This is a genomic window from Enterobacter cloacae complex sp. 418I7 (assembly GCF_050030705.1).
In the GTDB taxonomy this organism is placed as follows: Bacteria; Pseudomonadota; Gammaproteobacteria; order Enterobacterales; family Enterobacteriaceae; genus Enterobacter; species Enterobacter intestinihominis.
Window position 1 is genome coordinate 2,145,328 of the sequence record NZ_JBLGUU010000001.1, and the last position, 14,352, is coordinate 2,159,679.

The window sequence follows — 14,352 nt, forward strand, 5'->3', positions numbered from 1 at the left end:
GCCACAGGGATAGCGCAATATATCGAAGCCTATGTTCGAATTTTTTGAATAAGGCGCGAAAAGCGCTGATGTGGTACTCTATAGCAATCATTAAAAAGAGATTTTATCCGGCAGTGCACTGCCCGTTAACGCTATGACAGAACAACAGAAATTATCCTTCCCGATGCTGATGCAACAGCTTGATTCGCTGATGCTGCGCGATAAACAGCGGTTTGCGCGCCGTCTGCACGGCGTTAAGAAGGTTAAAAATCCTGATGCACAACAGGCCATCTACCAGGAGATGGCCAAAGAGATTGAACAGGCGGCAGGGAAAGTTGTGCTGCGTGAAGCCGCACGCCCGGAGATTACCTATCCGGAAAACCTGCCCGTCAGCCAGAAAAAACAGGACATTCTTGAGGCCGTGCGCGACCACCAGGTGGTGATCGTCGCGGGGGAAACCGGTTCAGGTAAAACCACTCAGCTGCCGAAGATCTGCATGGAATTAGGCCGCGGGGTGAAAGGGTTGATCGGTCACACCCAGCCGCGTCGTCTGGCGGCGCGCACCGTGGCGAACCGTATTGCCGACGAGCTGCAAACGGAGCCGGGCGGCTGCATCGGCTACAAGGTGCGATTCAGCGACCACGTCAGCGATAACACCATGGTTAAGCTGATGACCGACGGTATCCTGCTGGCGGAAATCCAGCAGGATCGTCTGCTGATGCAGTACGACACCATCATCATCGATGAAGCGCACGAGCGCAGCCTGAACATCGACTTCCTGCTCGGCTACCTGAAAGAGCTGCTGCCCCGGCGTCCGGATCTGAAAATCATCATCACCTCCGCGACCATCGACCCGGAGCGCTTCTCAAAACATTTCAATAATGCGCCGATCATTGAAGTCTCAGGCCGAACCTACCCGGTTGAAGTGCGCTATCGCCCGATTGTTGAAGAGGCGGACGATACCGAGCGCGACCAGCTTCAGGCCATCTTCGATGCCGTCGACGAGCTGGGCAACGAGAGTTCTGGCGACATTCTGATCTTCATGAGCGGCGAGCGTGAGATCCGCGATACCGCCGATGCGCTCAGCAAGCGCGATCTGCGCCATACCGAGATCCTGCCGCTGTACGCGCGCCTGTCCAACAGCGAGCAGAACCGCGTGTTCCAGCCGCACAGCGGGCGCCGCATCGTGCTGGCGACCAACGTGGCCGAAACCTCGCTGACCGTACCGGGCATTAAATACGTGATCGACCCGGGTACGGCGCGCATCAGCCGCTACAGCTACAGAACCAAAGTTCAGCGTCTGCCGATCGAGCCGGTTTCGCAGGCGTCAGCTAATCAGCGTAAGGGCCGTTGCGGCCGCGTGTCGGAAGGGATCTGTATTCGTCTCTATTCGGAAGACGATTTCCTGTCGCGCCCGGAGTTTACCGATCCGGAGATCCTGCGAACCAACCTGGCATCCGTTATCCTGCAAATGACCGCGCTGGGGCTGGGCGATATCGCCGCCTTCCCGTTTGTGGAAGCGCCGGATAAGCGCAATATTCAGGATGGGGTGCGGCTGCTGGAAGAGCTGGGGGCCATTACTACCGACGAGCAGGCGACGGCCTACAAGCTAACGCCGTTGGGCCGCCAGCTTAGCCAGCTGCCGGTCGACCCGCGGCTGGCGCGCATGGTGCTGGAGGCGCAAAAACACGGCTGCGTGCGCGAGGCGATGATCATCACCTCGGCGCTCTCCATTCAGGATCCGCGCGAGCGTCCGATGGACAAACAGCAGGCGTCGGATGAAAAACACCGTCGCTTCCACGATAAAGAGTCCGATTTCCTCGCATTCGTCAACCTGTGGAACTACCTCGGCGAGCAGCAAAAAGCGCTCTCTTCGAATCAGTTCCGCCGTCAGTGCCGGGTGGATTTCCTCAACTACCTGCGCGTACGCGAGTGGCAGGATATCTACACCCAACTGCGCCAGGTGGTGAAAGAGCTGGGCATCCCGGTGAACAGTGAACCGGCAGAGTACCGCGAAATTCATATCGCCCTGCTGACCGGCCTGCTGTCTCATATCGGGATGAAGGATGCGGATAAACAGGAATTTACCGGCGCACGCAACGCGCGTTTCTCCATCTTCCCGGGCTCCGGTTTGTTCAAGAAGCCGCCGAAGTGGACCATGGTCGCCGAGCTGGTGGAAACCAGCCGTCTGTGGGGGCGTATCGCCGCGCGTATCGATCCAGAGTGGGTTGAGCCGGTGGCGCAGCACCTGCTGAAACGCTCATACAGCGAGCCGCACTGGGAGCGCGGGCAGGGCGCGGTGATGGCGACGGAAAAAGTCACCGTTTACGGCCTGCCGGTGGTTGCAGCGCGTAAGGTTAATTACAGCCAGATTGACCCGGCGCTGAGTCGCGAGCTGTTTATCCGCCATGCGCTGGTGGAAGGCGACTGGCAGACGCGCCATGCGTTCTTCCGCGAAAACCTCAAGCTGCGCGCCGAGGTGGAAGAGCTTGAGCACAAGTCCCGCCGCCGCGACATTCTGGTGGACGACGAGACGCTGTTTGAGTTTTACGACCAGCGCATCAGCCACGATGTGATCTCGGCGCGCCATTTCGACAGCTGGTGGAAGAAAGCCAGCAAAGAGACCCCGGACCTGCTCAACTTTGAAAAGAGCATGCTGATCAAAGAGGGCGCGGAGTCGGTCAGCAAGCTCGACTACCCGAACTTCTGGCATCAGGGCAACCTCAAGCTGCGTCTGACCTATCAGTTTGAGCCGGGCGCGGATGCCGATGGCGTGACGGTGCACATTCCGCTGCCGCTGTTAAACCAGGTGGATGAGAGCGGGTTTGAGTGGCAAATTCCCGGCCTGCGCCGCGAACTGGTCATTGCATTAATCAAATCCCTGCCTAAACCAGTGCGGCGTAACTTTGTACCGGCGCCGAACTACGCCGAAGCGTTTTTAGGCCGCGTCACGCCGCTGGAACTGCCGCTGCTGGACGCACTGGAGCGTGAGTTCCGACGCATGACCGGGACCACCATTGACCGCGACGACTGGAACTGGGATCAGGTGCCCGATCACCTGAAAATCACATTCCGCGTAGTGGACGATAAAAACAAAAAGCTGCTCGAAGGCCGTTCTCTGACGGAGCTGAAAGAAGCGCTGAAAGGTAAAGTCCAGGAGACGCTCTCTGCGGTGGCCGATGACGGTATTGAGCAGAGCGGGCTGCACATCTGGAGCTTTGGTCAGCTTCCGGAAAGCTATGAGCAGAAGCGCGGGAACTACAAGGTGAAAGCCTGGCCCGCGCTGGTGGATGAGCGCGACAGTGTGGCGATTAAGCTCTTTGACAATCCGCAGGAGCAACAGCAGATGATGTGGCGCGGGCTGCGTCGCCTGCTGCTGCTTAACATCCCGTCGCCGATTAAGTATCTGCACGAGAAGCTGCCGAACAAAGCCAAGCTGGGGCTCTACTTTAACCCGTACGGTAAGGTGCTGGATCTGATCGACGACTGCATCTCCTGCGGTGTGGACAAACTGATCCACGAGGCGGGCGGTCCGGTCTGGACGGAAGAGGGCTTTGCTCAGCTTCATGAAAAGGTGCGCGCGGAGCTGAACGACACCGTGGTGGAGATTGCCAAACAGGTCGAGCAGATCCTCACCGCCGTGTTCAATATCAACAAGCGCCTGAAGGGGCGGGTGGATATGACCATGGCCCTGGGTCTGTCGGACGTGAAGGCGCAGATGGCGGGGCTGGTGTATCGCGGCTTTGTCACCGGCAACGGCTTTAAGCGTCTGGGTGATACGCTGCGTTATTTGCAGGCGATTGAGAAGCGTCTGGAGAAAATGGCGGTCGATCCGCATCGCGATCGAGCGCAGATGCTGAAAGTCGAAAACGTGCAGCAGGCGTGGCAGCAGTGGCTCAACAAACTGCCGCCAGCGCGTCGCGATGACGACGACGTGCGGGAGATCCGCTGGATGATCGAGGAGTTGCGCGTCAGCTTCTTCGCCCAGCAGCTCGGTACGCCGTATCCCATTTCGGATAAGCGTATCTTGCAGGCGATGGAGCAGATCTCCGGCTAAAACCATTGCCCGGTGGCGCTGCGCTTACCGGGCCTACGGGAGAACATGCAGGCCGGGTAAGGCGTAGCCGCCACCCGGCTTTTTTATCGTTCCACCATCGTTAGCGTAAACCCATCCCACCCCTTAACGCCCACCGTTTGCAGCGCGGTGGCGGTTAAGCGTGGGTTATCTCCAGTCATCTCGATAAACTTCCGTACCCCATGCACGCGTGCATCGTCGCTTTGCCCGTTAACCACCTCGCCGTCGCGCACCACGTTATCGCCGATTATTACCGTGCCGGGACGAGAGAAGTGCAGCGCCCACTCAAGGTAGCCGGGATTGTTTGGCTTATCGGCATCAATAAAGATCAGGTCAAAGGGCGGGACGTCACCGAAATTCTCGAGCGACTTTAGCGCCGGGCCTGTAATCAGTTCGATACGATCGCTGAGTCCCGCAAGGTGAATGTTCTGGCGTGCAACTGCGGCATGTGTCGGGTCCGCTTCTAGCGTAATCAACTTTCCGTCCGGCGGTAGGGCGCGCGCCATCCAGATTGAGCTATATGCACCAAGCGTACCGATCTCCAGAATGCGGCGGGCCTGCGTCATGCGGACAAACAGCGCCAGCAGTTGCCCCTGATTTGCGGCAACGTCGTGCTCGGGTAAACCGGCGCGTTTGTTGTTTTCAAGAACGTTCTGGAGAACTTCATCTTCAGGAATAAGCGACGAAATCATGTAATTATCTACTGAACACCACTGCTGTTGCATAGATTGACTCCTTGGGGGTATCGTCGGAGGCGAAATGTAGGCCGGGTAAGGCGTAGCCACCACCCGGCATGTTTTCACGCACTGACCCAACCGCCGCCCAGCGCTTTATACAAATCAATTTGCGCCAGCAGCAGGTTGTTTTTCACCTGTACCACGCTGGTCTGCACCGAGAACAGCGTGCGCTGTGCATCGAGCACATCCAGATAAGAAGAGTACCCGTTGCGGTAGCGGTTTTGCGCTATCCGCAGCGTCTCCTGCGCGACCGCCTGCTGAGCCAGCAGCTCGTTAAGCTGTTCCTGATAACGGGTGATGGCGTCAAGGCTGTCATTCACCTCGGCAAACGCATTACGTACGGTTTTTTCGTAGCTGTACAACGCCTGATTACGCTGAGACTGAGAGATATCCACCTGTGCATTCAGCGCCTGTCGGTTCAGCAGCGGCGCAAGAATACTGCCGCCCACGCTCCAGAGCTGGAGGGGGTTATCCAGCAATCCCGACAGCGTGCGATCCTGCACCGATCCTGTGGCCGTGAGGTTGATCGACGGCAGCAGGCTGGCGCGCGATGCCGCCAGCGTCGCGTCCGCCGCAATCAGCTGACGTTCAGCCTGGACGATATCCGGACGCCGGTTCAGTAACGTCGACGGCAGCTGGGAGGGCAGTTTCAGCGGCGTCAGGGCATCAAAGCTTTCACCGCGCGCAACGTTACCCGGGTTGCTGCCCAGCAGCAGGCTAAGCGCATTCTCCTGCTGCGCAATCTGGTGCTGAAGCAGTGGAACCTGAGCGCGGGTGGCGCGCAGCTCAGAATCCGATTGCATCAGCTCAAGGCGAGAGCTGTATCCGGTCTCAAACTGTCGTTTAGCAAGGTTGAACGCCTCTTCACGCGATTTCAGCGTGGACTGGGTAACGCGAAGCTGTTCATCCAGCGACAGCAGGGTGACGTACCCGGAGGCCACCGACGATGCGACCGTGAGATCTGCCGCCGCGGCCGCCGCCTTTTGTGCCTCCAGCGACGCTTCGGCGGCACGGGAGGTGCTGCGGTTTACCCCCCAGATATCCACGTCGTAGCTGGCGGTCAGGCTGCCTTTGTACAACGTACCGTATACCGGAAGGCCTGTGGCGGCGGACTGCGAGCGCGCGCGCGTCCCGGTCACGCCCGCGTCAAGCGACGGGAACAGGCTGCCGTCGGCGGCGTATACCCGGGCCTGATACTCGTTAATCCGCTCGCGGGCAATCAGCACGTCGCTGTTGTTCTTCAGCGCCTGATCCACATAGTGATTCAGATTGCTGTCGTGGAAATTACGCCACCAGAGCTGCTCTGTCGGGCTGGTTGGCCCCGACGTCGCGCGCCACTGGGCCGGGATGTGCAGGGACGATTTGGCGGGCTCAACGTCAACCGACTGGCAACCCGCAAGGATAGCCATCATCAGCAGGCCGGCTATCGGGCGAAGCGTCATTGTTTCGCCTCCCGCGTGTCGATGGTGACCTGCACCGACATGCCAGGGCGCAGCAGCCGGTACGCCTCCGGCTCACCGAGTACCTCAATGCGTACCGGGATGCGCTGGGCGATTTTAACAAAGTTGCCCGTGGCGTTATCCGGGGTGATAGCGCTGAACTCGACGCCTGTGGCCGGGGATATGCTCTCCACGCGGCCCTGATAGGCTTTATCGTTTAAGGCATCGACGGTGAATTTCACTGGCTGTCCGACGCGTAAATTCGCCAGCTGCGTCTCTTTGATATTGGCGATCACCCAGTGCTGCGGCGGGACCAGCGTGGTAAGGTGCGTCCCGGCGGTGACGTACGCTCCAAGACGCACCGCAATTTGCCCGAGCTGACCGTCACGCGGCGCGACAATGCGGGTGTTTTGCAGATCGATCTGCGCAAGCTCCAGCGCGGCTTTCGCATTTTGAACGTCCGCTTCCAGCGAAGCGCGATTGACGATAACCGTTTGTAGATCCTGGCGCGACATCTCAAGCGTTGCTTTCGCCTGGTCGATATCGGCGCTCCCCTGGGCGGCACTGGCCAGCGCCGCATCGCGCTCGCGAATGGACAGGGAGCCGTCTGCGGTCAGATCCTTCACGCGTTTCAGATCCGCCTGGGTTTTCAGACTTTGGGCACGGGCGTTTTTCAGTGCCGCTTCGTTTTTGGCAATCACCGCTTCCGCGCTTTTACGCTGTTGCAGGTTGTTGTTCAGCGCAGCAATTTTCATTGCCAGCTGCGCCTCGGCCTGATGGACGCGCTGGCGATAGATCCGGTCATCAATCTGCAACAGCAGGTCGCCTTTTTTAACCTGCACAAAATCCTGAACATGGACCTCAGTAATGTAGCCGTTGACTTGCGGACTGATGAACGTGGTCTGGCCGCGCACGTAGGCGTTATCAGTAAACTGGGTATGACGCGTGAACGGGGGCAACTGCCAGGCATAAAGGATCACCAGCACCCCGACAATGCCGATAGCCGCGGCGGTGAAAATGGAAACGACGCGTACATTTTTGCGGGTGTTGGCCTGCTCTTTGGCGGCATCCTGCTGACTCATAACTTCTCCTGAAAAATAGTCATTACTTATTGCCAGTGGCGTTCTTAAGGGCCATACGGGCGGTGATGCGCAGGCGCAGCAAGCGCCATAAAATCCAGACCAGCGTGGCTGTGGCAATGCTCGCCGTCAGGAGATAAGTATCGTTGTAAGCCAGAATGTTTGCCTCAAGCGTCGTCACCGTCTGAAGCTGAATAATGGCCTGGGTTCCCAACAGGGAACTGTCGCCAACCAGGCTTTTATACATCTGGGTGTAAAGCTGAATGCGTTCGTTCACCAGCGGGTTGAGGGTGGTGAGCTGGTCAGCCAGCAGGCTGGAATGGTACTTCTCGCGCCAGGTCTGGAAGGTACCAAGGATTGCAGAACCCAGCAGGCCACCAAGGTTCTGACTCATGCCAAACATCACGGAAAAGCTGACCAGATTGCGTGGATCGGCGATCACCCCGCCAATGGCGGCCAGCATCGCAGGGGCGAGGAAGAAAGCGCTGCCGAAACCAAGCAGGAACTGGCTGAACATCAGCTGATCCGGCCGGGTCAGGTTGTTGGACTGGCTGTCCAGCAGCGAAGCAACAATCATCAGCGCCAGCGAGGTGATAATCGGCCAGGCCAGCTTAGTGGGTTTGATCGTCAGACAGCTGGTGACGATACCGCAGACGATTCCGGCGAAAATAGACCACGCCAGATGGGTCATCTGTTCATTCTGTAGGCCCGCATATTGCAGCCAGCCGATGACGCCGGTGTTCTGTTCCGCCAGTACGATGCGGATCAGCAGCATAATCAAACCCAGGCGTACGATGCTGCCGCTGGACAGCCAGCGGGTATTGAGCAGCGGGTTGCTGCGGTTATGTTCAAAAACGATTGCACAGACAATTAGCACCAGCGAGAGAGCCAACGCCCAGCCGATCCACGGTGTTTCAAACCACCATTCCAGACGCCCTAGCGACAGAACCGCGCACAACAGCGCCATACCGGGCGCAAGCAAAAAGAAGGTGATGAAATCTTTCTTCTCGAAAACTTTGCGTCGATCGCCCGGGGGCAGTTTCAGCACCATCACGCAGGCCAGTGAGATCAGGGCCAAACCCAGCTCGAAGAAGTACAGCCCACGCCACTCATCAAGCTGCAACAGCTCGGTGGAGAACAGCCGCGCCAGCGGTATCGCCAGCGACGAACCGGTAATGCCGATGGTCAGCGCCTTGAGTCGGTGCTTCGCGGGCCAGGCCTGTATCTGGTAATAAATGCCGAGCGAGCTGAGCGCGGCGGCGACCATCCCGTGTGCCGCCCGTACCATCAGCGCCGAGCTGAGATCGTTCACAAACAGGTGGAAAAAGGTGACCAGCACATACAGCACCAGGAAGCCTTCCGTAAACGCGCGCAAACCGTACTGCTGGCGAAACTTTACCAGCAGCAGGTTGATGGAGACGTTGGTCATGACATAGACGGCAGGCAGCCAGGCGATTTCAGTCGACCAGGCGCCGAAGGTGCCTTGCAGATTTTGCAGATTGGCGGTGACGACCGCGTTACCCAGCGCCCCGGTCAGACACACCAGCAGGCCGACCACGCCATAGGCGATCCGTTTCGACGTTGGATGTTCCGGGGTGGAAGGGGAACCCAGCAGAGCGGGTTTCTCGTGTGGCTGCCACTCGCGAGGAGCATAAGGATCGCGTTGGGGCAGGCGCATAACGGGGTTTACCTTTCAAAATGTTGAATTGTGAGCGGGCTAATGATTCTACGGCTGACGCAAATCATAATTCAAGTGAATACGAATATTGTATGTTAATCAAATGTAGAGGGAATGATGAAGAAAAAGTGCGGCTCGCGAACGGAGCCGCAATAATATTATCGCTGTTCCGGCTGCGCCTGAAGGTGGCGTTCACGGTTGATGCGGCTGGCACAAAAAATTGCAATGAGGGAGATAGAGACCGTCACGCCCAGATACCAGGCCACGGGTACCCAGTCGCCGTCGTATTTCGCCAGCAGTCCGGTAGCGATTAGCGGTGCCGTTCCGCCCGCCAGCGCGGCCCCAAGTTGATAACCCAGCGTGATACCGGTGTAGCGAACGTTGGCACTGAAAATTTCAGAGCAGAGCGTGCCGAGAACTGCCGTCACCGGTGCCCACAGTACGCCAAAAGCGATAACGGTCGCGAGCACAATTCCCCAGGTGGTACCGGTATTCAGCAGCATAAACCAGGGCACGATAAACAGGCCGAGCACGAAGACACTGACGGCGTACATACGCTGGCGGCCAACCCTGTCGGAGAGCAGCCCCATCAGCGGGATCATGATAGTGGCGACCAGTGCGCCAAGAGTTACTGCCTCCAGCGCCTGGGATTTCTGATAGGTCAGGGTGGTAGTGGCGTAGCTCACCACAAACGTGGAGAAAATATAGAACGGTGCTGTCTCCACAACCTTAAGCCCGGCGGCAATTAGCACTTCACGCCAGTGGTGTTTTATGGTGTCGCGCAGCGGAGCTTTCGCAACCTGGCCGGATTTTTTCACTTTCTGGAAATCAGGCGTTTCGTCAATATCTTTCCGAATCCAAAGCCCCAATATTACCAGCACGGAACTGAGCAGGAACGGAATGCGCCAGCCCCAGGAGAGAAAATCCTCTTCGCTGAACAGCGTCATTAGCGAGACGATAAATGTCGCCATCAACATGCCGATGGTAACGCCCGCCTGCGGAATACTGCCGAAGAAGCCTTTGCGTTTTTCTGGCGCATACTCATAAGCCAGCAGCAGCGCGCCACCCCATTCACCGCCGATACCCATCCCCTGAATAATACGCATCAGGATCAGCAACGCGGGCGCCCACATCCCGATCATGTCGTAGGTGGGCAGCAGGCCAATCATCACGGTTGCACCTCCCATCAATGAAAGGGTGAGGACAAGCGTTTTTTTGCGACCGATACGATCCCCGATATGTGCAAAGAGAACGCCGCCAATGGGGCGAATAAAAAAGGTCAACGAGAAGGAGAGATAGGAGAGGATCAGCCCGATTACCGGGTCGACCATCGGAAAGAAAATCTTGTTAAACACCAGCGCGGCAGCGGTGCCATAGAGAAAATAATCAAACCATTCAATAGAACTTCCCGTAAGACTGGCAATTAATACCTTTTTGTTTTTCCGCAATACCGTTGTCGTGCTCTCATGTTGTGTCATGACTCAAAACTCCGCCACGTGGATGATAATAGAGGTGTTACCTGGCGCGCTTCAGGTGCAACCTGTCGGTGTGTAATGGTTGTGAAATTGTTAAGCAACTTAGGGTTGGATGTTACGTTTGGCAAGTCAGCCAGAACTAAAACGGGTCAGATCACGATGGATTAAGCAGCAACTGGTGCTTTTTCAGCACGCTGTTGTGGCAGGATGTGTTGAAGGGCAGATAATCAAAAGCACAAACTCAGGGTGCAACCCAATTGTTTTTGGATGTTTCTGGTTATTTCATCAAAATGACAAATATGCAGCGTAATGAGCACCTCGGCTTTCAGAGTGATCTCCTTTTCACCCCCGTTGTGTGAAGTACTCTAAAGATTAATGCTGTAAGGAGGTAACGATGACAATGGCACTTTTCCCCTGTCTGCCTGGCACAACACTCGACGCCGTGAATACCGTTGGGGCGTGGCTTGCTCAGGACGACTATCAGGACAACCAGCCCGTTGATCTGGTGATTCTGGCGGGTAACGCGGTGATCCCAGCGATTGATGCTGCCTGTAAAATCGCGGCTGAACAGGGGGTTCCTCTGATCATCAGCGGCGGGATCGGTCACTCGACGACCTTCCTCTACGCCGCGATTGCTAAGCACCCCCGCTATAACAGGATACCCACCACCGGGCGGGCTGAGGCGGCTATTCTGGCCGACATCGCCCGTGAATTCTGGAACATTCCGGCTGAGCATCTTCACGTTGAGGATCAGTCGACCAACTGTGGCGAAAACGCCCGCTTCAGCCGGGCGTTGATGAAACAGTCCGGACTGAACGCCGCCCGGGTGCTGGTAGTGCAGGACCCGACGATGCAGCGTCGCACAATGGCTACGTTTGCCCGCGTTTGCCGCGACGAGGCTGCATCGCCCGCATGGATGAGTCATCCCGGCCTGACGCCCGTGCTGCAAAACAGTGACGACGGTCTGGCGTTCAGCGGCCCGGTCGAGGGGTTATGGCCGGTAGAACGTTACCTGTCGCTGGTGCTGGGTGAATTTCCGCGACTCAGGGACGACATCAACGGCTACGGTCCGGCGGGACGTGATTTCATTGCCCATGTCGATATCCCTGCCGACGTGGACGCCGCGTGGCGGATCCTGCGAAACGACGTCATTCTCACCGACGCGCTGGTGAGCCGTTCTCTGCTGTAATGCTCTTGCCCGTTTGCGCCATCTTTTACGCAAACGGGCAGCCTTTGTTGCCGATTTGTGATTTTTGAAACGGGCTGACCCGTTTCTTTTATGAGATATCTCACAAAAACAGACTCATAGAGTAGGCAATTGCCCCGGTAATTATAGTTTTTAACATTAAGTTTACTTGTTAAAAACAGTGTGATTACAGGAGCAGGTTATGACAGTACCCGTACAACATCCTATGTATATTGATGGACAGTTTGTTGCCTGGCAGGGTGATGCCTGGATTGACGTGATCAATCCGGCCACGGAAGAGGTCATTTCCCGTATTCCCGACGGCACCGCCGAGGACGCCCGCAAGGCCATTGACGCGGCAGAGCGCGCGCAGGCTGGCTGGGAGGCGCTGCCTGCCATTGAACGCGCCAGCTGGCTACGCAAAATTTCCGCCGGGATCCGCGAGCGCGTCAGCGAAATCAGCGCGCTGATTGTGGCCGAAGGGGGCAAGATCCAGCAGCTGGCGGAAGTGGAAGTTAACTTTACAGCTGACTATATCGACTATATGGCCGAGTGGGCGCGCCGTTATGAAGGGGAAATCATTCAGAGCGACCGTCCGGGCGAGAATATTCTGGTGTTTAAGCGCGCCCTTGGCGTCACCACCGGCATTCTGCCGTGGAACTTTCCCTTCTTCCTGATTGCCCGTAAGCTCGCTCCTGCGCTAATCACCGGCAACACCATCGTTATCAAACCGAGCGAATTTACCCCAAACAACGCCATTGCGTTTGCCAAAATCGTCGACGAGATTGGCCTGCCGAAAGGCGTCTTCAACCTGGTGCTGGGCCGCGGTGAAACCGTCGGACAGGAGCTGGCCGGGAACCCGAAAGTGGCGATGGTCAGCATGACCGGCAGTGTCGGGGCGGGTGAAAAGATCATGGCTGCGGCTGCGAAAAACATCACCAAAGTGGGGCTGGAGCTGGGTGGTAAAGCCCCGGCCATCGTGATGGACGATGCCGACCTCGAGCTGGCCGTGAAGGCCATTGTGGATTCACGCGTCATCAATACCGGACAGGTGTGTAACTGCGCGGAACGTGTCTATGTTCAGAAGGGGATCTACGACCGCTTTGTGAATCGTCTGGGTGAGGCAATGAAAGCCGTCCAGTTTGGCAATCCGGCTGAGCGAACGGATATTGCCATGGGGCCGCTGATCAACGCCGCCGCGCTGGAGCGTGTGGAGCAGAAGGTGGCGCGCGCGGTGCAGGAAGGGGCTAAAGTGGTCCTTGGCGGTAAAGCGGCAGAGGGCAAAGGGTATTTTTATCCCCCAACGCTGCTGCTGGACGTACATCAGGACATGGCCATCATGCACGAAGAGACCTTTGGCCCGGTGTTGCCGGTGGTGGCTTTCGACACCCTGGAAGAGGCCCTGAAAATGGCCAACGACAGCGACTACGGTTTAACCTCGTCTGTATATACGCAGGATCTGAATGTCGCCATGAAAGCCATTAAAGGGCTTAAGTTCGGCGAGACCTACATTAACCGTGAAAACTTTGAAGCGATGCAGGGCTTCCATGCGGGCTGGCGGAAATCCGGGATCGGCGGGGCGGATGGCAAACACGGGCTGAATGAGTATTTGCAGACGCAGGTAGTCTATTTGCAGTCGTAATCAGGAGCCCCCTCCATGCGAGATAATGTGTGCACGGAGCAGTTCCCTCGCCCCTTTGGGGAGAGGGTTAGGGTGAGGGGAACATACGGCTCTGGTGGTCATTCCGTTCACTTTAGGTTCCTTGCTACTCTGTAACAAAATGACCGGTGAACGTGCCAGGGTGGCTCAGTCGCCACCACCCTGGCGACCCGGGCTCCCGGCGGTAAATCGCCGCTTCGCGGTCCCTTCGGCTTATTCCTTCCGGCTTATCGGGGTCGGGCGGAGGTAACATCCCTGTAAAGCCCGCCCTCTCGGCGCATCCCTGCGCCTCGCCCCGGCCGGAAGGCAAACGCCTCAGCGATTTACAGCCGGACCTGGGCATCGCTGTAATCCCTCCGTTATTCTGAAGGCACGTTAATGCTTCTGATTTCAAATAACTGGGAATACTCGGCCCTCCGTAAAAGGGGGTTCACATTTTCAGGAAAGGTGGTTATGTTGGCGCGATAACTGTTATTTATCGGGAAACAACATGCGCACAAAATATACGGGTCTGCAAATCAGCATTCACTGGCTGGTTTTTCTGTTAGTTATTATGGCCTATTGCGCCATGGAATTCAGAGGTTGGTTCCCGCGAACCGATCGTCCGCTTATTAATATGATCCACGTTTCCTGCGGGATCAGCATCCTGGTGCTGATGGTGGCGCGCCTGCTTATCCGCCTGAAATTCCCGGCTCCGCCCATTCAACCGAAACCAAAAGCGATGATCACCGGGCTGTCCCATCTGGGGCATCTGGTTATCTACCTGCTGTTTATTGCGCTGCCGCTGATCGGCATGGTGATGATGTATAACCGGGGAAATGACTGGTTTGCGTTTGGCCTGACGATGCCGCATGCGGCGGAGGGGAATTTTGACCTGGTGGATACGCTAAAAGCGTGGCACGTAACGCTGGCGAATCTGGGGTATTTTGTGATTGGTTTGCACGCCTTTGCCGCGCTGATGCATCACTATTTCTGGAAAGACAATACGCTGCTGCGCATGATGCCGAAAAAGCGTCAGTGACCGATAATGCCCTGCCAACCCGC

The 14,352-nt window shown here is 57.1% G+C and carries 9 protein-coding genes; 4 read left to right on the forward strand and 5 right to left on the reverse strand.

Annotated features, from left to right (window positions below; genetic code table 11):
* Positions 1-133: 133 nt before the first annotated feature.
* Entirely contained in the window at positions 134-4,036 is a 3,903-nt protein-coding gene (gene hrpA, locus ACQG0S_RS10445; RefSeq protein ID WP_063137715.1) for an ATP-dependent RNA helicase HrpA, read from the forward strand.
* Positions 4,037-4,119: 83 nt separating this feature from the next.
* Here hrpA and ACQG0S_RS10450 read toward each other — a convergent pair whose 3' ends face one another.
* From ACQG0S_RS10450 to ACQG0S_RS10470, 5 genes are all read right to left on the reverse strand, one after another.
* Positions 4,120-4,779: an O-methyltransferase gene (locus ACQG0S_RS10450; RefSeq protein ID WP_169441085.1), complete on the reverse strand. Its 660-nt coding sequence runs from the start codon at positions 4,777-4,779 to the stop codon at positions 4,120-4,122.
* 74 nt (positions 4,780-4,853) lie between these two features.
* Complete coding sequence (locus ACQG0S_RS10455; RefSeq protein WP_063137717.1) at positions 4,854-6,233, reverse strand: efflux transporter outer membrane subunit; 1,380 nt, start codon at positions 6,231-6,233, stop codon at positions 4,854-4,856.
* On the reverse strand, positions 6,230-7,312 hold the full coding sequence (locus tag ACQG0S_RS10460) for an HlyD family secretion protein (RefSeq protein WP_022648054.1): 1,083 nt from the start codon (positions 7,310-7,312) through the stop codon (positions 6,230-6,232). Before ACQG0S_RS10460 ends, ACQG0S_RS10455 begins: the two co-directional genes overlap by 4 nt.
* Before the next feature lie 22 nt (positions 7,313-7,334).
* Positions 7,335-8,987, reverse strand: a complete 1,653-nt coding sequence (locus ACQG0S_RS10465; protein WP_022648055.1) for an MFS transporter — start codon at positions 8,985-8,987, stop codon at positions 7,335-7,337.
* 158 nt (positions 8,988-9,145) lie between these two features.
* Positions 9,146-10,465, reverse strand: a complete 1,320-nt coding sequence (locus tag ACQG0S_RS10470) for an MFS transporter (protein WP_063137718.1) — start codon at positions 10,463-10,465, stop codon at positions 9,146-9,148.
* A gap of 391 nt (positions 10,466-10,856) precedes the next feature.
* Here ACQG0S_RS10470 and ACQG0S_RS10475 point away from each other — a divergent pair, with 391 nt between their 5' ends.
* The 3 genes from ACQG0S_RS10475 (at position 10,857) to cybB (ending at position 14,329) form a co-directional block, all read left to right on the forward strand.
* Positions 10,857-11,651 carry a YdcF family protein gene (locus ACQG0S_RS10475; RefSeq protein ID WP_074142820.1) on the forward strand — a complete coding sequence of 265 codons (795 nt, stop codon included), beginning with the start codon at positions 10,857-10,859 and terminating at the stop codon, positions 11,649-11,651.
* Positions 11,652-11,850: 199 nt separating this feature from the next.
* Complete coding sequence (aldA, locus tag ACQG0S_RS10480; RefSeq protein WP_032624297.1) at positions 11,851-13,290, forward strand: aldehyde dehydrogenase; 1,440 nt, start codon at positions 11,851-11,853, stop codon at positions 13,288-13,290.
* A gap of 508 nt (positions 13,291-13,798) precedes the next feature.
* Complete coding sequence (cybB, locus tag ACQG0S_RS10485; RefSeq protein ID WP_023300059.1) at positions 13,799-14,329, forward strand: cytochrome b561; 531 nt, start codon at positions 13,799-13,801, stop codon at positions 14,327-14,329.
* Positions 14,330-14,352: the final 23 nt, after the last annotated feature.